This is a genomic window from Chelatococcus sp. GCM10030263 (genome assembly GCF_042666455.1).
Taxonomy (GTDB): Bacteria; Pseudomonadota; Alphaproteobacteria; order Rhizobiales; family Beijerinckiaceae; genus Chelatococcus.
This window is the reverse complement of sequence record NZ_JBHTDB010000003.1, coordinates 648,934-666,257: the sequence shown is the minus strand read 5'-3', so window position 1 is coordinate 666,257 and position 17,324 is coordinate 648,934. Positions and strand designations below refer to the sequence as shown.

At 65.1% G+C, this 17,324-nt stretch carries 17 protein-coding genes; 11 read left to right on the top strand and 6 right to left on the bottom strand.

The features are described 5' to 3' along the window. Nucleotides 1–86: 86 nt before the first annotated feature. The gene (locus tag ACFQU1_RS07695) at nt 87–1,349 is read right to left on the bottom strand and encodes a glycosyltransferase family 4 protein (RefSeq protein ID WP_378130978.1); all 1,263 of its coding nucleotides are present in this window, start codon (nt 1,347–1,349) and stop codon (nt 87–89) included. A gap of 294 nt (nt 1,350–1,643) precedes the next feature. On the opposite strand from ACFQU1_RS07695, the gene ACFQU1_RS07690 reads away from it, so the two are divergent. From ACFQU1_RS07690 to ACFQU1_RS07645, 10 genes are all read left to right on the top strand, one after another. Then, the gene (locus tag ACFQU1_RS07690; RefSeq protein ID WP_378130976.1) at nt 1,644–2,183 is read left to right on the top strand and encodes an acyltransferase; all 540 of its coding nucleotides are present in this window, start codon (nt 1,644–1,646) and stop codon (nt 2,181–2,183) included. Continuing rightward, complete coding sequence (locus ACFQU1_RS07685) at nt 2,180–3,220, top strand: Gfo/Idh/MocA family protein (protein WP_378130974.1); 1,041 nt, start codon at nt 2,180–2,182, stop codon at nt 3,218–3,220. Before ACFQU1_RS07690 ends, ACFQU1_RS07685 begins: the two co-directional genes overlap by 4 nt. Then, nucleotides 3,217–4,359, top strand: a complete 1,143-nt coding sequence (locus ACFQU1_RS07680; RefSeq protein ID WP_378130972.1) for a DegT/DnrJ/EryC1/StrS family aminotransferase — start codon at nt 3,217–3,219, stop codon at nt 4,357–4,359. Before ACFQU1_RS07685 ends, ACFQU1_RS07680 begins: the two co-directional genes overlap by 4 nt. Then, entirely contained in the window at nt 4,340–5,368 is a 1,029-nt protein-coding gene (locus ACFQU1_RS07675) for an SDR family NAD(P)-dependent oxidoreductase (protein ID WP_378130970.1), read from the top strand. The genes ACFQU1_RS07680 and ACFQU1_RS07675 overlap by 20 nt, the downstream gene beginning before the upstream one ends. Beyond that, nucleotides 5,365–6,501, top strand: a complete 1,137-nt coding sequence (locus ACFQU1_RS07670) for a DegT/DnrJ/EryC1/StrS family aminotransferase (RefSeq protein ID WP_378130968.1) — start codon at nt 5,365–5,367, stop codon at nt 6,499–6,501. The genes ACFQU1_RS07675 and ACFQU1_RS07670 overlap by 4 nt, the downstream gene beginning before the upstream one ends. 20 nt (nt 6,502–6,521) lie before the next feature. Then, nucleotides 6,522–7,544, top strand: coding sequence for a hypothetical protein (locus ACFQU1_RS07665; protein ID WP_378130966.1), 1,023 nt, complete (start codon nt 6,522–6,524; stop codon nt 7,542–7,544). A 473-nt stretch (nt 7,545–8,017) separates the two neighbouring features. Next, nucleotides 8,018–8,791 carry a ferredoxin--NADP reductase gene (locus tag ACFQU1_RS07660; RefSeq protein ID WP_378130964.1) on the top strand — a complete coding sequence of 258 codons (774 nt, stop codon included), beginning with the start codon at nt 8,018–8,020 and terminating at the stop codon, nt 8,789–8,791. Between the two features lie 286 nt (nt 8,792–9,077). Beyond that, entirely contained in the window at nt 9,078–9,584 is a 507-nt protein-coding gene (locus ACFQU1_RS07655) for a DUF1993 family protein (protein WP_378130962.1), read from the top strand. Between the two features lie 69 nt (nt 9,585–9,653). Then, a complete protein-coding gene (locus ACFQU1_RS07650; protein ID WP_378130961.1) occupies nt 9,654–9,785 on the top strand; it encodes a hypothetical protein in 132 nt (43 codons plus the stop codon). Beyond that, entirely contained in the window at nt 9,782–11,647 is a 1,866-nt protein-coding gene (locus ACFQU1_RS07645) for a dipeptide ABC transporter ATP-binding protein (protein WP_378130958.1), read from the top strand. Before ACFQU1_RS07650 ends, ACFQU1_RS07645 begins: the two co-directional genes overlap by 4 nt. A gap of 736 nt (nt 11,648–12,383) precedes the next feature. Here ACFQU1_RS07645 and ACFQU1_RS07640 read toward each other — a convergent pair. From ACFQU1_RS07640 to ACFQU1_RS07620, 5 genes are all read right to left on the bottom strand, one after another. Further along, nucleotides 12,384–13,211 carry a carbohydrate ABC transporter permease gene (locus ACFQU1_RS07640; protein ID WP_378131616.1) on the bottom strand — a complete coding sequence of 276 codons (828 nt, stop codon included), beginning with the start codon at nt 13,209–13,211 and terminating at the stop codon, nt 12,384–12,386. A gap of 2 nt (nt 13,212–13,213) precedes the next feature. Next, nucleotides 13,214–14,143, bottom strand: a complete 930-nt coding sequence (locus tag ACFQU1_RS07635; RefSeq protein ID WP_378130956.1) for a carbohydrate ABC transporter permease — start codon at nt 14,141–14,143, stop codon at nt 13,214–13,216. Nucleotides 14,144–14,158: 15 nt separating this feature from the next. Continuing rightward, nucleotides 14,159–15,439, bottom strand: coding sequence for an ABC transporter substrate-binding protein (locus tag ACFQU1_RS07630; RefSeq protein ID WP_378130954.1), 1,281 nt, complete (start codon nt 15,437–15,439; stop codon nt 14,159–14,161). Nucleotides 15,440–15,873: 434 nt separating this feature from the next. Then, on the bottom strand, nt 15,874–16,134 hold the full coding sequence (locus ACFQU1_RS07625; protein ID WP_378130952.1) for a hypothetical protein: 261 nt from the start codon (nt 16,132–16,134) through the stop codon (nt 15,874–15,876). Nucleotides 16,135–16,272: 138 nt separating this feature from the next. After that, on the bottom strand, nt 16,273–16,491 hold the full coding sequence (locus ACFQU1_RS07620; protein ID WP_378130950.1) for a hypothetical protein: 219 nt from the start codon (nt 16,489–16,491) through the stop codon (nt 16,273–16,275). A 404-nt stretch (nt 16,492–16,895) separates the two neighbouring features. On the opposite strand from ACFQU1_RS07620, the gene rpsU reads away from it, so the two are divergent. After that, the gene (gene rpsU / locus ACFQU1_RS07615) at nt 16,896–17,174 is read left to right on the top strand and encodes a 30S ribosomal protein S21 (RefSeq protein ID WP_378130948.1); all 279 of its coding nucleotides are present in this window, start codon (nt 16,896–16,898) and stop codon (nt 17,172–17,174) included. Nucleotides 17,175–17,324 lie beyond the last annotated feature (150 nt).

Here is a 17,324-nt window from a genome sequence, read left to right as displayed (position 1 = left end):
CACGACGGCGATCTTGCCGACGCTCGGGCGCGGTGCGGGCGCCTTGCGATCTGCATCGGCCAGAAGGGCGTGTCGCAGCATCGCCGTCAAGCCGACAGGCTGCGGCTGACGACCGGGGCATCGCCGCGATCGCCGGCCGGCGCGAGTCCCTTGATGAGGCGGCGCCACTCGGAGACGCCGCCGGCCTCGGTGAAGCGCTCGTCGAAGACGCGGCGGGCGTTGACGCCCCAATCGCGGCGCAGTGGGACCGACATGGCGAGATTGCGGATGACGCTCGCCAGCGCCTCCGCGTCGCCGATGGCGAAGGCGGCACCGCAATGGGCTTCGTCGAGCACGCGTGCGATCTCGCCGTCCGCATCGCCGATGAAGAGCGTCGGCCGGCCGGCGGCGGCAATGCCGTAGAACTTGCTCGGGACGATATAGGGCTCCATCTCCGGCAAGAGCGTCACCAGATGAACGTCGGGAACGCTGAGGCATTCGGCGAGCCGCTCGCGCGGCTGAAGCGGCTTGAAGATCACATTCGAGAGGCCGCGGCGCTTCACCTCCTCCTCGACCCATGGACGCCGATAGCCGCCACCGACGAACAAAAAGGCGATGTCGTCGCGGTGAGCGAGGCTGGCGGCTGCGTCGAGGATCGTCTCGAACTCGTGGGCGCGCCCGAGATTGCCGGAGTAGCCGACGACAAATTTATTGGCCAAACCCCATTCCTGGCGCAAGGCGCAGTCGCGAGCGTCGATGGGCCTGATGGCTGCACCGTCCGACCAGTGATGGATCACGGCGAGGCTTTCGGCCGGCACGCCGCGCTGCTCGAGATAGGCCGCCATCCGGTCCATGGGGGCGACATTGGCAGCGGCCGTTTTCAGCGAGAGATCCCGCAGCCAGAGAGCGAAGCGGGCCGGGAGGCTCTCTCGGCCGAGCACGCCGAGATCCATCGCCACCTCGGGGAAGAGGTCGAGAACCCAGTTCACCATATGGGCGCCGGTCAGTCGCGTCGGCACCATGGCCGTCACCGACAGCATCGGCGGGTCGGTGCAGATGACGACGACGTCGCCGCGCCGGGCGTGGCGTAGAAATGCGAAAAAGGCGCTCGCATGGAAGCTGGCGTAGTCGAACAGCCGCCCGGCAAGTCGGTCGCGGCCGAAGCGCGTCGTCCACAGCCGGTGCACCTTGACGCCGTCGACTTCTTCCTCCGTCGGCAAGGAACTCGCCGGGTCGTTGTGCAGCTTGCGGCCCGTGAGCACATGGACGGTGTGGCCGTCGCCGGCGAGTGCGCGCGCCAGGCTGGTCGTCATGCGGCTGGTCGCCGATTCGTCCGGATAGAAATAGCGGTTGGCCAGAATGATCTTCATGGCGCCCTCGAGATGCGAACGAGCGCGCTTCGAAACAGCGGCTTCGATGTTCAGGATGACTATTGTCGGTGGCGCGCCCACCCCGCGACAAGGCAAGCAAAGGTTGTAGCCGGGCGCCGCATCGTCGCCCGGTCTACCTCCGACGGGGGAGAGATCCTGCCTACACCCCCGCCCCTCTACGGCTTTTCTCCGAAGCCGTATCCGCCGCATTCGGGTGCTCCAACGGCGGCAGCTTCGGCCTAGCGTGTGTGACATCGAGCGCGGCCAACAATGCCGGCGCCGGGGGATTTCTCCATGGCCATTGTCAATGTGGATCTGGCGCGAGGTGCGACGATCGTCCAGCCGGACCTCGTCAATCTCTACGGATGCAAAATCGGCGCGGACACGCGCATCGGTGCCTTCGTCGAAATCCAGAAAAACAGCTTCATCGGCGCGCGCTGCAAGATCTCGTCCCATTCCTTCATCTGCGAAGGCGTGACGATCGAGGACGAGGTCATGATCGGCCACGGCGTCATGTTCACCAACGGCATCTATCCGCGCGCCACGACGGAAACGGGCGCCCTCCAGACGGATGAGGACTGGGAACTCGTGACGACGCTCGTCAAGCGGCGCGCATCCATCGGGTCGAACGCGACCATCATCGCCGGCACGGTCATCGGCGAGGGAGCGCTCGTCGCCGCCGGCGCGCTCGTCTCACGCGACGTGCCCGACCACGCGCTGGTCGTCGGAGTTCCCGCACGCGTGGTTGGCGATGTCCGTGAAAAGGAAAGTCGGGCCACACGCGCCTGGCTCGCACGAAAACAGGCCACTGCGGCCGGGAGAATTTCGCCATGAACGGCTCGACCATCGGTGTCGGCATTATCGGTTATGGCTATTGGGGGCCCAATCTTGCCCGCTCCGTCGCGGGCGTCGACGGCTGTCATGTGGCAGCCATCGCCGATGGCGCGGAGGATGCGCTCGCGAGGGCGGCGAAGATGCATCCGAGCGCGCATCTGTCGCGCGATTGGCGCGACGTGATCGCCGATCCGTCAGTCGACGCGGTGATGATCGCCACGCCGGTGCGCACGCATTTCGAACTGGCGCGCGCTGCGCTGCGCGCGGGCAAGCATGTGCTTGTCGAGAAGCCGATGACGGAAACCTCCGAAGAGGCCTCGATCCTCATCGAGGAAGCCGCACGCAGAAACCGCGTGCTGATGGTCGACCACACCTTCGTCTATACGGGAGCGGTCCAGAAGATCCGTGACCTCATCTCGCTCGGCATCGTCGGCGACATCTTCTATTACGATTCGACCCGCATCAATCTCGGGCTCTTCCAACGTGACGTGAACGTCATGTGGGATCTTGCGGTGCACGACCTCGCGATCCTGGATTTCGTGCTCGACGACAAGCCGGTGGCGATTTCCGCGAGCGGCGCCGACCACTTCAACGGCAGCCGCGAGAACATGGCGCATATCGTGCTCTACTTCTCGCGCGGCACCATCGCCCATCTCAACGTCAACTGGCTTGCGCCGGTGAAGGTGCGCCGAACCCTGATCGGCGGCAGCCAGCGCATGATCGTCTATGACGACCTCGAGCCGAGCGAAAAAGTGAAGATCTACGACCGTGGCGTCAATGTCACGGCAAGTCCCGAGCAAGTCTACGAGATGCGCGTCTCCTATCGCATCGGAGACATGTGGGCGCCGCAGATTTCCGTGAAGGAGGCCCTCGTCACCGAAGTCGAGCATTTCGTCGACTGCATCGCGAACAACGCTCTTCCCCTGACCAACGGACACTCGGGCCTTGCCGTGATCGAATATCTCGAATGCGCCACCCAATCGCTCCGCCAGCGCGGGCATCCCATCGAACTCGCGCCGCTGCGGAGGGCTTCATGATCCCGCTCGTCGATCTCAAAGCGCAGTATCGGCCGATCGCAGCCGAACTCGAAGACGCGGTGCTCGCCGTGATGCGCAGCGGCAACTACGTGCTCGGCGAGCGCGTCGAAGCCTTCGAGGCCGATTTCGCCGCCTTCTGCGGCGTGCGCGAGGCGGTGGCCGTCAACAGCGGCACGTCGGCGCTGCATCTGGCGCTGGAGGCATCCGGCATCGGACCCGGCGACGAGGTGATCACGACGGCGATGACCTTCGTCGCGACCGCAGCCGCCATTCTCTACGCGGGGGCGAAGCCCGTTCTCATCGATATCGATCCGCAGAGCCTGGCGCTCGATCCGGCGCGCATCGAGGCAGCGATCACACCGCGAACACGCGCCATCATGCCGGTGCATCTGCACGGTCGCCTGGCCGACATGGACGCCATCCTGGCGATTGCCCGGCGCCACGGGCTCCTCGTCATCGAGGATGCCGCGCAGGCCCATGGTGCGGAGCGGGATGGACGGCGCGCCGGCAATTTCGGCGACATCGGCTGCTTCAGCTTCTATCCCGGTAAGAATCTCGGCGCCTGCGGCGAAGGCGGGGCGATCGTCACCAACGATCCGGAGATCGCCGCGACCCTGCGCTGCCTGCGCGACTGGGGCCAGGCGGGCAAATACAACCATGTGCGCAAGGGCTACAATTATCGGCTCGATGCCGTGCAGGCGGCAGTACTCGGCGTGAAGCTCAGGCATCTGCCGGCCTGGACGGAGGCGCGGCGCCATATCGCGGCGCATTACGATGCGCTGCTCGCCGACTGCGACGTGGTCCGGCCGGCACCCGCCGGTCTCGACCATGTCCGCCATGTCTACGCGTTGCGTGTGCGTGATCGCGACGCCATGGCCGAGGCGCTGCGCGACGAGGGCGTCGCCACCGGCATCCATTATCCGCGGCCGGTGCATCTGCAGCCGGCCTATGCCGATCTCGGTGATGGCCCGGGCAGCTTCCCCGTCGCAGAGGCCTTCACCCGCGAGACGCTCTCGCTGCCGATCTATGCCGAAATGACGGCGGATCAGATCGCCCATGTCTGCGGTGCCGTCAAACGCGCTTGCGAGCGCCTTTCCTTCCAGATCGAAGAGGTTTCAGATGCCCGGCAATTCGCCTGAAGGGCCTGACGGGAACGCAGAACGCAGCCTCGCGGGCCGGCGTGTGCTCGTGACCGGCGGCGCCGGCTTCATCGGCTCGCATATCGTGGACCTTCTGGTCGCGGCCGACGCGGGCGAGATCGTCATTATCGACGACATGGTCCGCGGGCGTCCCGAGAATCTGGCGGCCGTACTCGGCAGCCCGCGGGTGCGACTGATCAACGGCGACATCCGCGACCGCCAGCTGATGGCGCGCCTCGTGCCGGGGGCCGACATCGTCTTCCACCAGGCGGCCTTGCGCATCACCCACTGCGCGGCCGAGCCGCGCGCCGCCATGGAGGTCATGGTCGATGCGACCTTCGACCTCCTGGAGGAATGCGTGAAGGCCCGCGTCGGAAAGGTGGTGATGGCCTCCTCCGCCTCGGTCTATGGCATGGCGGACGAATTCCCGACCACCGAGCGCCAGCACCCCTATGCCAATCGCACGCTCTACGGGGCGGCGAAGGCCTTCGCCGAAGGAATGCTGCGTTCTTTCAACGACATGTACGGCCTCGACTATGTGGCGCTGCGCTATTTCAACGTCTACGGCCCGCGCATGGATATCCACGGGCGATACACGGAAGTTTTGATCCGCTGGATGGAGCGCATCTCGGCAGGCAAGCCGCCGATCATCTTCGGCGACGGCAGCCAGACCATGGACATGATCCATGTGCGCGACATCGCGCGCGCCAATATTCTGGCGGCGACATCCAATGCCTCGGATGTCGCGCTCAATGTCGGCAGCGGGACGGAAACGTCGCTGCGCGGGCTCGCAGGCATTCTTGCCCGCGTCATGGGCGCGCCGGAGCTCACCCCGATCCACGAGGCCGAGCGCAGCGTCAATCCGGTGCCGCGGCGGCTCGCCGATGTCACCGGCGCGCGCGACGCGATCGGCTTCGAGGCCGAACTGCCGCTCGACGACGGCATGCGTGAGCTCGTCGGCTGGTGGCGTAGCGAAACACAGCGCATGCCCCTGGAGGCCGCACAGTGATCCCCCTCGTCGTGCCGGTGATCGGCGCGCCAGAGGCGGAGGCGGCGGCCGAGGTCATCCGCTCGGGATGGCTGACGCAGGGTCCGCAAGTGGCCGCTTTCGAGACGGAGTTCGGCGAGCTCGTGGGCGCGCCCTATGCCTGCGCCGTCTCCAACTGCACGGTGGCGCTGCATCTCGCGCTGCTGGCGCTGGGCATCGGCGAGGGCGACGAGGTTGTGACGGTGAGCCACACCTTCATAGCCACCGCGAATGTCATCCGCCAATGCGGCGCGACGCCGGTCTTCGTCGATATCCTGCCCGATACCTTCAACATGGATCCGGCGGTGATCGCCGCCGCCATCACGCCGCGCACCCGCGCGATCCTTTGCGTGCATCAGATCGGCATGCCCTGTGATCTCGCGCGGATCCTTCCCATTGCCGAGGCGCATCGGCTGCCGCTCATCGAGGACGCGGCCTGTGCCATCGGCTCGGAGATCCGCCTCGACGGCTCCTGGCAAAAGATCGGCCGGCCGCATGGCGACATCGCCTGTTTCTCGCTGCATCCGCGCAAGCTGCTGACCGTCGGTGACGGCGGCGTGCTGACGACCCGCAATCCCGAATATGACAGGCTCTTTCGCCTGTGGCGGCAGCACGGCATGAGCGTGCCGGATACGCTGCGCCACCTCAGCGCCCAGGTGATCATCGAAAGCTATCCCGTCACCGGCTTTAACTACCGTCTCACCGATGTGCAGGCGGCGATCGGCCGGCAGCAGTTGAAGCGCCTGCCCGAAATCGTCGAGCGCCGGCGCGTGCTCGCCGACGATTACCGCAGCATGCTCGCCGACATTCCCAATCTCCATCCGCCGGTCGAGCCGCATTGGGCGCGCTCCAACTGGCAGAGCTATTGCGTGCGCCTGCCGCCGGGCACCGACCAACTCGCGGTGATGCAGCGCATGCTCGACCGTGAGATCGCTACCCGGCGCGGCATCATGTGCATCCATCTCGAAGAGGCCTATGCGGATCTCGCCCGGGGGCTGTCGCTTCCCGCCTCGGAGCGTGCCCGGAACGAATGCATCCTGCTGCCGCTCTTCCCGCAAATGACGACCGAGATGCAGAGCCAGGTCGTGCGGGCCCTGCAGGAGTCGCTGCAGTGAGACTGGAGCCGTCAGCCTCGATGCGGAACAGGGGGCCGGTCTTGCGCGCCATCGAGGATCGTTCGGGCTTCCCGCCCGCCGGGCTCGTCGCCAGCATGCGGCAGCGGATTGCCGCGACGGGCCTCGACCTCTCAGGGCTGACGGTGCTGACCGAGGCGGCGACCGGGGCCTATAGCGTGACGCCGGTGATCGCGGCGCTGGCCGGTGCCGCCCAGGTCCATGCCGTGGCGCGGCCGAGCCGCCATGGGTCGGTCGCGACCGCCCATGCCGCCGTCGAGGCGCTTGCTCACGCAGCGGGCGTCGCCGAGCGCATCCAGCTTGCCGACCATGTGCCGGACGGGCTCCTGGCCCATGTGGACGTCGTGACCAACAGCGGCCATTTGCGCCCGCTCGGCGCCGAGCTCATCGCGCAGCTGCCTGCGCGCGCGGTCATTGCGCTCATGTTCGAGGCGTGGGAATTCCGGCCGAGCGACATCGACCTCGCGGCCTGCCGGCACTGCGGCGTCCGCGTCGCCGGCGTGAACGAGCGCCACCCCGCGATCGACGTTTTCTCCTTCCTCGGGCCGCTCTGCGCGCAGATGCTGGGCGAGGCGGGGGCGCGGCCTGCGGCGGGCCCAGTCGCGGTCCTCTGCGACAACGCCTTCGGGCCCTATCTCGAAGACGGGCTCGGGCGCGCCGGTTTCGAGATCGGACGCTTCACGAAGGCCGCGGATCTTCCCTGCCGCGCCTGGAACGCGGTGGTTGTGGCTCTCAGGCCAGCCGCCGAACCGCGGATCGATGCTGCGGCGGCGCGGCGTCTCGCCATGGCGGCGCCGGCTGCGCGCATCGTCCAGTTCTGGGGCGATATCGACCGGACGGCGCTCGCGGCGGCAGGGCTTACGGCGCATCCGCGCCGCGCGCCGCGGCCCGGGCATATGGGCATCCTCCTCGATGCGCTGGGGCCCGAGCCGATCGTGCGCCTGCAGACCGGCGGCCTCAGGGCGGCCGAATGGGTCTGGCGCGGTGGCGCCGTCACGCCGGACGGGTTTGCCGAGCTCTTGTGACGATCGCCGACCGTCCGCGATAGCCAGACCCTCCACAATCACCCATCGTTGTCTTGCTGCTGCTCCGGCTTGCGCGCGTCTTTGGTCGGGGGCCGCGCATATGATGTTGCTCGGCGCGGTTGGGCTGTCGGCTCGTGGGCTGCTGCGACCGGATCGGCGCGCGAGACAAGGATTTTCAGCCGCGTGAACGAAGCCTCAAGGGCTGAGCGTCGAAGATCGGCTGGGCAGGTCTTGAAAAATGGCCGCGCCCGAACACATGACGGACGGAGCCCGTAGTGCGCGATTCTGTTCTACATTTTGGTGATGTGGTACATTTCAATCGCGAAAAAATTTATGTGAAAATGAAGACAGGATGCGCTGGATCTGGCATTAAGGCATAAGGGCCGCGCCGCAAGGCCGGCTGAAGGTGGTTGGGTTCATGGCCCGTCGTGAGACGGTCCTGGGCGGCGCTGACGAGCAAGCGACAGAGTCTGATGAGCAATTTCTTCGAGGAACGGGTTCTGACCGTCAAGCATTGGACGCCGACGCTGTTCAGCTTCACGACGACACGAGACCCCACCTTCCGCTTCGTAAACGGCCAGTTCGTGATGATCGGGCTGCCGGTTGAAGGACGGCCGCTGCTGCGCGCCTATTCCATCGCGAGCGCCAACTACGAGGAAACCCTGGAGTTCTACTCCATCAAGGTGCAGGACGGGCCCCTGACCTCGCGGCTGCAGCATCTGAAGCCCGACGACACGATCATCGTCGGGCGCAAGCCGACCGGCACGCTGGTCCAGGACAATCTCCTGCCGGGCCGCAACCTTTATCTTCTGGGCACGGGGACGGGCTTGGCGCCCTTCCTCGGCGTCATCAAGGATCCGGAAGCCTATGCCCGCTTCGAGCGGGTGGTGCTGGTGCACGGCTGCCGTTATGTGGCGGAACTCGCCTTCCAGGAGCGGATCCTGCACGAATTGCCGAAGGACGAATTTCTCGGCGAAGAGATCAGCGCCAAGCTCCTCTATTATCCGACGGTCACGCGCGAGCCCTATCGCAACCAGGGCCGCATCACCGACCTTCTCGCCAAGGGCAAGCTTGAGGCGGATCTGGGCCTGCCGCCGCTCGATGGCGAACAGGACCGGGTGATGATCTGCGGCAGCCCGCAGATGCTGAACGACATCAAGGCGATGCTCGACGAGCGCGGCTTTATCGAGGGCAATCACGGCGAGCCCGGGCAATATGTGATCGAGAAGGCTTTTGCCGCACGCTGAAGGGGATTGTCGGTCGACGCTGGTTTACCTCTCCCCGCATGCGGGGAGAGGTCGGGCGCGAAGCGACCGGGTGAGGGGCGTCTCGTAAGCTTGAGCTTCAGGCCCCTCACCCTGTCCCTCTCCCCGCACGCGGGGAGAGGGGACGCAGACGCCGGACGACGCGCCTCAGTCGGCATTGACCTGCACCACCTTGCCAGCGTGAGCGCGGCATCACATCTAAGCGACGGTCGGGCGCCGGTTTCGATACCGGTGCCTTTGTGATTCTCCTCCTTGAAAGAGAAGCTGCATGTCGCTCACGATGTATGAGGCCTCTATCCCGGTCTTCATCCGCTATCTCGGCAATCTCTCGGCCCTGCTCGAGAAGGCGGAGGCCCATGCCAAAGAGCTCTCCTTCGATCCGGCGAATTTCGTCGAATCGCGGCTGATCGCCGATATGGATCCTCTCCGCTCGCAGATTCAGCGGGCAAGCGATTCGGCCAAAGGTTGTGGCGCGCGGCTCGCGGGCGTCGACATCCCGAGCTTTCCCGACACCGAAAAGACGCTTTCCGAGCTTCAGGAGCGGATCACCAAGACAGTCGACTTCCTGAAGTCGATCAAGCCGGCCGATATCGACGGCAGCGCCGACCGCGAGGTCATCCTCAAGATGCGCCGCGGGCCGGTGAATTTCACCGGGCGCAGCTATCTCTTCAACTTCGCGCTGCCCAATTTCCTGTTCCACGTCACCACCGCCTACGCCATCCTGCGGGCGAATGGCGTGAAGATCGGCAAGCTGGACTATCTCGGCGGCCTTTGATTTCGGCCTAAGTGGGACGGCCGTCATCGGCGCGCGTTTTGGGCGCGCGTTTTAGGCGCGCATTTCTCCATGGCGGTTTTTGCTTTCCCGGCTATGATCGTGGCGGCGGCTGCAAAAGCCGCCGTCATCAATCCCTATCGCCTATCAAAAGCCGGAGGGGCAGAGGTGGAATTGGTCAATAGCGTCGAGGTGCGGTCGTGAGCGGTGCCGAGCATCATGCCGGGGTTACGCCGGTTCTGTCCGTATCGAATCTGACGACGTCCTTTCTGGTCGAGGGCGATCTCAGGCCGGTCGTGCGTAATGTGTCCTTCGACGTCGCGCCGCGGGAGACGGTGGCGATCGTCGGTGAATCCGGATCCGGCAAGAGCGTCACCGCCTTGTCGATCATGCGCCTGATCGGCGCGACCAGCGGCCGTGTCGAAGGCAGCATCAAGCTCGGCGACAAGGAACTTCTGACGCTGCCGGAACCGGAGATGCGCAAGATCCGCGGCAATGAGATCGCCATGATCTTCCAGGAGCCGATGACGAGCCTCAACCCTGTGCTCACAATCGGCTATCAGATCGCCGAGGCGCTCACGCTGCATCGCGGCATGTCCCAGGCCGAGGCCCAGGCCGAGACCATTCGCCTCCTCGAGAAGGTGCGCATCCCCGCCGCCAAATCCCGCTTCCATGAATATCCGCACCGGTTCTCCGGCGGCATGCGCCAGCGCGTAATGATCGCCATGGCGCTCGCCTGCAAGCCGAAGCTCCTCATCGCCGACGAGCCGACGACGGCGCTCGACGTGACGATCCAGGCGCAGATCCTCGACCTCATCAAGGTGCTGCAGGATGAGGAGGGCATGTCGGTTCTCTTCATCACCCACGACATGGGCGTGGTCGCCGAGATCGCCGACCGCACCGTGGTGATGTTCAAGGGCCAGGCGGTGGAGACCGGGCAGACCGAGCAGATCTTCGCCGCGCCCAAGCATCCCTATACCCGTGCGCTTCTTTCGGCGGTGCCGAAGCTCGGCTCGATGGAAGGCCACAGCCGGCCTATGCGCTTTCCCGTGGTCGATACGGCAACGGGCGAGTCCGATGTGCCGATCGAGACGCCCGACACGGTGGTCGAGATGGAGCGGCCGGTGCTGGAGGTGAAGAACCTCACCACCCGCTTCGACATCCATTCCGGCCTGTTCGGCGGCATCTCCGGCCGGGTGCATGCGGTCGAAAATGTCTCCTTCGACGTGAAGCCGGGCGAGACACTGGCGCTCGTCGGTGAATCCGGCTGCGGCAAATCGACCACCGGCCGGTCCATCGTGCGCCTCGTCGAGCCCAACTCCGGCTCCATCTTCGTCGACGGCGAGAACGTGCTCGAAATGAAGCGCGAGCGGCTGCGGGAGATGCGCAAGCGCATGCAGATGATCTTCCAGGATCCCTTCGCGAGCCTCAATCCGCGCGCCACGGTGGGCGCGGCGATTGCCGAGCCCATTCTGACGCATGGCCTCGCCACGAAGGCGGCGGCGCGCGAGCAGGTCGCCGAGCTTCTCCGGCGTGTCGGCCTGACGCCGGACATGGCGAGCCGCTACCCGCATGAGTTCTCGGGCGGCCAGCGCCAACGTATCTGCATTGCCCGGGCGCTGGCGCTGCGACCGAAGCTCATCGTCGCCGACGAGGCGGTCTCGGCGCTCGACGTCTCGATTAAGGCGCAGGTCGTCAATCTGATGCTCGACCTCCAAGAGAGCATGGGCCTTGCCTATCTCTTCATCTCGCACGACATGGCGGTGGTGGAGCGGGTGAGCCACCGGGTCGCCGTCATGTATCTGGGTGAGATCGTCGAGATCGGTCCGCGGGTGGCGGTGTTCGACAATCCCCAGCACCCCTATACGAAGCGGCTCATGTCCGCCGTGCCCATTGCCGATCCGGCGCGGCGCGGCGAAAAGCGCAGCATCTCCAACGACGAGCTGAAGAGTCCCGTGCGCGCGCCCAACTACCAGCCGCCCGTGCGCGAATTTCGCGAGGTCTCGCCCGGCCATATCGTCCAGATCTGGGGTCCGGAATGGGACGAACGGGCGCTGGCGGCATAGGCTCCATTTGGCGCGGGCGAGAGCCGTCGGTCAGGTCTCGCTCCGCCCCCCATCACATTGAACCCCTTGGTTCGCCACCGTCATCCCGGGCCTCCTGCCGGGGACAATGACCGGGACAGGCGCAAGCGGAGCTGGACTCGAGCCTCACTGTAGCAACGAAGCAGTCAAATGGATTCGATCGGTGCAGGGTCGGTCTCAATCGAGCTCTTGTTGTTGAAGTGGCGCAATTTCAGGTCTGTTCTGAGCGATTTTGCCTAAGTTAATCCTAGCTATCGTTCCTTTTAAGCGCTGTATGCAAGCTATAGGCCGATAGACGCCACTCCTTTGCCCTCTGGATCTGTAGAATAACTACATCAAGAGGATAGGGGTGCATGCGCGAGTTGTCTTTGAATGAGATGCGTTTCACCGCAGGAGGGAAATAACTGTCCCATACTTGTCGGCCTGTCGGGCGCTGGGACGGGCGCCACGGTTGGAGTCATCGTGGCGGCTGCGACGATCCTCTTGCTCGGCGGGCCGGCGAGTATCGCCGCTGCTGCGGGGATAGGATTGGGGTCCGGCATTGCGGCCGGGACAGCTTCAGGAAGCTTTGTGAGCGTCGTCATGCACCGATCGTTTTGCACCGGCGACTGATCGGCCGATCAAGCCGATCTTTTTCAGAGCCGGCCGTGTTGACGTGGGGCCCGCTGCTCGCTCCGCTTGATAAACCGTACCTCGCGAGGACGAGACCGAGCCCCCGTCAGCCCTTCAGAGCCCCCGCGGTCAGGCCTGCTACGATCTTACGCTGAAAGATCAAGACGAGAACGACGATCGGCACGGTGACGACGACCGAGGCGGCCATGATCGGCCCCCAAGGCAGTTCCTGCCGGCTGGCACCGCTCAAGAGCGCGATTGCGACAGGAACGGTGCGTCTCTCCCCCGACAATGTCAGCGTGAAGGCGAAGAGAAACTCGTTCCAGGCAAGAATGAAGGCGATGAGCCCCGTCGGCACCATGGCGGGGATGAGGAGCGGCAGGAACACGAGCCGCGCGATCTGGCCGGGTGTGGCGCCGTCGGCGATCGCTGCTTCCTCGAGTTCCTTCGGCAATTCGCGCATGAAGGTCGTCAGGATCCAGACGGTGAAGGGCAGCGTCAGGATGAGGTTCGCCAGCATCAGTCCGGGCAGCCGGTCGTAGAGGCCGAGGAACCGGACGAGCTCGAAAAGTCCCGATAGCACCGCGATCTGCGGGAACATCGAGACCCCGAGGATGAGCATCATGATGGGCACCCGGCCGCGAAAGCGCACGCGCGCCAGCGCATAGGCCGCCGTCAACCCGAGAAAGAGCGACACCACGACCACGACCGCCGCGACGATAATGGAATTCAAGAGGTTCAGCCCGAAGGCCTGCTGGGTGAAGATCTGCACGTAGTTCGTCAGGTCGAGCCGCTCCGGCCATAGCCGCGGCACGAACAGCTCCGTGCCCGTCCGGAAGGACGAGACAATGGCGTAGTAGAACGGGAAGAGGGCGAAGAGGGCGATCGCTGCGACGAGCAGCGTGAACCCGAGGCGTGCGGCCAGCCTGCGCAGCGTCATCGCAGCCCATCCCCATCGCGGCCCAGCCGGCCGAGGGTGATGACCGTCAGCGTCAGCATGGCGGTGATGAGGAAGAGCAGGGTGGAGGCGGCCGAGCCATAGCCGACGTCCTGGAAATCCACGAGCTGCTGGCGGGCATAGACCGACATCGACATGGTGCTGCGCGCGTTCGAGGTGAGCACATAGATGAGGTCGAAGACGCGCATGGCATCGAGTGCGCGGAAGATGATGGCAACGACGAGCGCCGGCCGCAGCAACGGCAGGGTGATGTAGAAAAAGGCCTTCACCGGGCCGACGCCGTCCACTTTCGCCGCCTCGTAGCAGTCCTGCGGCAGCATCTGCAGGGCGGCGAGCAGGAGGAGCGCCATGAAAGGCGTCGCCTTCCAAACGTCCACCATGATCACCGCCCAGAGCGCCGTATCGGGATTGGCCGTCCAGGCGATCGGCTGGTCGATGAGCCCGAGCCCGATCAGCACATAGTTGATCACCCCGAACTGGTCGTTGAGCATCCAGGCCCACATCTTGGCCGAGACGACGGTCGGGATCGCCCAGGGCACGAGCACGGCCGCGCGGAGAATGCCGCGCAAACGGAAGGGCTGGCTGAGCGCGAGCGCCACGATGAGGCCGAGCACGGTCTCGAGGCTTACCGAAATCAGCGTGAACCAGACGGTCAGCCAGACGGCGTGCCACCAGTCGGGATCGGCCAGCAGGCCGTACCATTCGCCCTCGTCGTATTCGAGATAATTGCCGAAGCCGATGAAGCTATAATTCGAAAGATCGGCAAGCTCCGCATCGGTGAAGCTGAACCAGATGGTGCGGACGAGCGGCCAGCCGGCGACGAGCGCGAGCGCAACGAGCGTGGGCGCGAGGAAGACCCAGGCCGCGCGCACGCGGCTCCTGCCGAGGTCCAGGCTGGCTGAGGCCATCGGAGGCTCCGCGGCCTACCAGCCGCGCCGGCCGAGTCGCTTCAAATCGCGTTCCAGGCTCGATAGGGCCTGCTCGGGCTCGGCCTGGCCGGCCAGCACCCCATGAACCGCGTCCCAAAAGGCGTAAGAAACGCGGTTGTATTGCTCGCCGGTGACGCGCGACGGACGTGCTACCGCATCCGTGAAGGTGGAGTAGAGCGACTTCAGGAAGGGATTGGCCTTGAGCACATCGGCATCCTGGTAGAGGGCGGGCATGGTCGGATTGAAGGCGCCGACGATGGCGCGTCGCTTCTGCTCGGCACTGCCCGTGAGATACATCACGAGGCTTGCGGCGATCTCGGGATGGCGCGAGTAGCGGGAGACGGCGAGGTTCCAGCCACCCAGCACGCCCGTGTGCTTGCCTTTGTCGCCGCCGCGCGGCAGGGCGGCGACGCCGACCTTGCCGCGCACCGGGCTGTCGCCGCCATTGGTGAGCGCCCAGGCATAGGGCCAGTTGCGCATGAAGACCGCATCGCCCGCCTGGAAGACGCCGCGCGCCTCCTCCTCGGAATAGTTCAGCACGCCTTCGGGCGCGATGTCCTTGATCCAGCTTTGCGCCAGTTTCAGCGCGGCGGCCGCCTGGGGGTTGTCGACGGTGACATTGCCCTCGGCATCGACGATGGTGCCGCCGCCGAAGCTGTCGACCCATTCGAGCGCGTTGGCGGTCAGCCCTTCATAGGCGCGCCCCTGAAAGACGAAGCCCCACATCCTGTCGTGGCCGGCCTGCCGCTCGGCGGCTTGGATCTTCTTGGCGGCATTGGTCATGTCCTCCCAGGTCTCGGGCACCCCGAGGCCGTATTTCTCCAGGAGATCGCGGCGGTAATAGAGAAGGCCGGCGTCGGTGAAGAAGGGCATCGCGATCAGCTTGCCGTCGACCGTATTGTTGTCGACGATCGCCGGGAAATGCTCCTTCTCCTGGCCTTTGCTGTAGGGCTTCAGATCGACGAAATGACTGGCGAGAATGCCGGGCCACACCACGTCGAGCAGATAGACGTCTATATCGGGCGCCTGACCGGCAAGGAGTTGCTGGTAATAGGCGAGCCGCTCAGTGGCCGATTCCGGGGTCGGGACGAGTCTGACGCTATTGCCGGTCTGTTTCGCCCAGGCTTCCGCCCCCTGGCGGCACAGTTCGAGTTCCTGGCCCATGCTGCCGCAGGACACGGCGATCTCGACGGCCGAAGCGCGGCCAGAGCCGAGGCAGGCCCCCGCCAGAAAGGCGGCCGCCGCAATGAGCAAGGGAATCCCTTTCAGCATCATGGCGCGTTCCTCCTGTTCGTCTTGCTGTTTCGGCTTGGGCAGGCCAAGTCCGTCTTGGACAACCCTAAGTCCGTCTTGGACAACCCCAGGCGGGAAACCGATCGGATCGAGCGGCCCATGCCTGGCATCGCTGCGGGGTCCAACCAAGAGTGCTGACTTTGCCCTACTGCAGGCGCCATGTGCAACTCGACCATAGCGGTCAATACGCTGTGCAGCTGCATTGTTCCGCTTCCCTCGCAAGCCGGAGATCAATCGGTTGGGAGCAGGCGCATGGGAACTGGACGGGGGAGATGCCGGGCGTTCTCGCCGATATTGGGCAGAACCGACCCGCGGGTTCGCGGCCACACTTCTACGGCCGCTGCAGGTTCTTACGCAATCGGACCGATGTCGGGCGCGAGGCGCGCGCTTGGCCCGCAGTGCTATTGCCGGCGCGGCTATTTACCGACGGGGGGGCTTTTCGGTTTGGCTTTCGGCTTGGGCTTGGGCTTGGACTTTGGCTTCGGTGGCGCCTCTGCGGCTAGGCGCTTCTCGTCGGCTTCCTTGGCGAGACGCAATGCCTTGAGCCGTTCGCTCTTGGCGCGGACTGCGCGGCTGTTGGCTTCATAGTCCGCCATCGCCTTGGCGCCCTCCTGGGCATTCTTCTGCAGCTTATCGAAACGCTCTTTCGCGCGCAGGCGGCTTTCCTCTGAGCCCATAGGGGGTCTCCTCGTCCGACCCACCGATGCAAATCGGCGTCGGCGGGCATTCACTTCGATCGACCGAGGCGACGTCAGACGCATCGCGAAGGAGATCAACCCTGCTTCGATACGCCCGATGTCGGCACGTGACGGCGATCAGTTCTGCTTCATCCGCCAAAGCTGGAATCCCTCGCCCTCGATCGCCTTTTCGACGATGTCGCGCTTGATCCGGTGGGGTAAAGCGTGGTTGGGCAGGACGGTTCCAGTGGTTCGCCAGGGGCCGTGCCGTTCGGGCAATTGGCTTCCGGTCGAATCGCCGGCGAAGGCGCACAGACCGGTTTTCGTGGTCGATTCGAACATATAGATTTTGGGCACGTCTGATGCCTTTCTTGGTTGGCGCGTCCGTCGCCGGGACTGAGGCCTCCGCAACTTGGAGCCGCCGTGACTTGGGGCGTGATGCGTCCGTGGTGGCCATCAGTGCCGCGCAATCCACGGAAACTGCAGAAGCGGCGCCCGCATGCTCGGAGCGCTGACGGGAGGGCTTCGTCGCCCTTTCCCATCGCCATCATCGCACGCCCGGGCGTGAACGCCTAGCCTTAAGCCGTTCTGCGAGACGGGCGGACCCGCGTAGGGTAGCCGGCTGCAGTGCGGTTTAGCCCTATAGGCCCACCGCCGTGGATTGTGCTAAGAGGGGCGTTCCAGCTCGATGCAATCCGGCGCGAGCCTAGCCGCCACACCTCGCATTCATCCCTGGTGCCTGGCATGAGATAGGAACGATTTTGCAAGTCCTCGTACGTGACAACAATGTCGATCAAGCGCTGAGAGTTTTGAAGAAGAAGATGCAGCGGGAAGGCATCTTCCGTGAAATGAAGGCGAGAAAGGCCTACGAGAAGCCGTCTGAGAGAAAGACGCGCGAGAAGGCCGAAGCCATCAGGCGGGCTCGCAAGGCGGCGCGCAAGAAGGCGCAGCGCGAAGGTTTGCTTCCCGCTCCCAAGAAGCGGGTTCAGGATACGCGCGGCAGGCCGGGCGCTCTGAGGCCCGCCGCCGCCATTGCCTGAAGGACGTCTGCTCGAAGGAGCATCTTGGTGGGAGGCCCGTCCAGCCGGTCTATGCGGCTTGGGCCTCCACGGCCTTGCGCATCGACGGGGCAAGCTCTCGGCCACATGATGATGCATGCTGCGCGATGCCATCCTTGTGATTCGCCTGGG

Excerpts from the sequence above, each read along its gene's own strand:
- ACFQU1_RS07695 (WP_378130978.1), bottom strand. The coding sequence starts at position 1,349 with ATGAAGATCATTCTGGCCAACCGCTATTTCTATCCGGACGAATCGGCG.
- ACFQU1_RS07690 (WP_378130976.1), top strand. The coding sequence starts at position 1,644 with ATGGCCATTGTCAATGTGGATCTGGCGCGAGGTGCGACGATCGTCCAG.
- ACFQU1_RS07685 (WP_378130974.1), top strand. The coding sequence starts at position 2,180 with ATGAACGGCTCGACCATCGGTGTCGGCATTATCGGTTATGGCTATTGG.
- ACFQU1_RS07680 (WP_378130972.1), top strand. The coding sequence starts at position 3,217 with ATGATCCCGCTCGTCGATCTCAAAGCGCAGTATCGGCCGATCGCAGCC.
- ACFQU1_RS07675 (WP_378130970.1), top strand. The coding sequence starts at position 4,340 with ATGCCCGGCAATTCGCCTGAAGGGCCTGACGGGAACGCAGAACGCAGC.
- ACFQU1_RS07665 (WP_378130966.1), top strand. The coding sequence starts at position 6,522 with ATGCGGAACAGGGGGCCGGTCTTGCGCGCCATCGAGGATCGTTCGGGC.
- ACFQU1_RS07660 (WP_378130964.1), top strand. The coding sequence starts at position 8,018 with ATGAGCAATTTCTTCGAGGAACGGGTTCTGACCGTCAAGCATTGGACG.
- ACFQU1_RS07655 (WP_378130962.1), top strand. The coding sequence starts at position 9,078 with ATGTCGCTCACGATGTATGAGGCCTCTATCCCGGTCTTCATCCGCTAT.
- ACFQU1_RS07650 (WP_378130961.1), top strand. The coding sequence starts at position 9,654 with ATGGCGGTTTTTGCTTTCCCGGCTATGATCGTGGCGGCGGCTGCAAAA.
- ACFQU1_RS07635 (WP_378130956.1), bottom strand. The coding sequence starts at position 14,143 with ATGGCCTCAGCCAGCCTGGACCTCGGCAGGAGCCGCGTGCGCGCGGCC.
- ACFQU1_RS07630 (WP_378130954.1), bottom strand. The coding sequence starts at position 15,439 with ATGATGCTGAAAGGGATTCCCTTGCTCATTGCGGCGGCCGCCTTTCTG.
- ACFQU1_RS07625 (WP_378130952.1), bottom strand. The coding sequence starts at position 16,134 with ATGGGCTCAGAGGAAAGCCGCCTGCGCGCGAAAGAGCGTTTCGATAAG.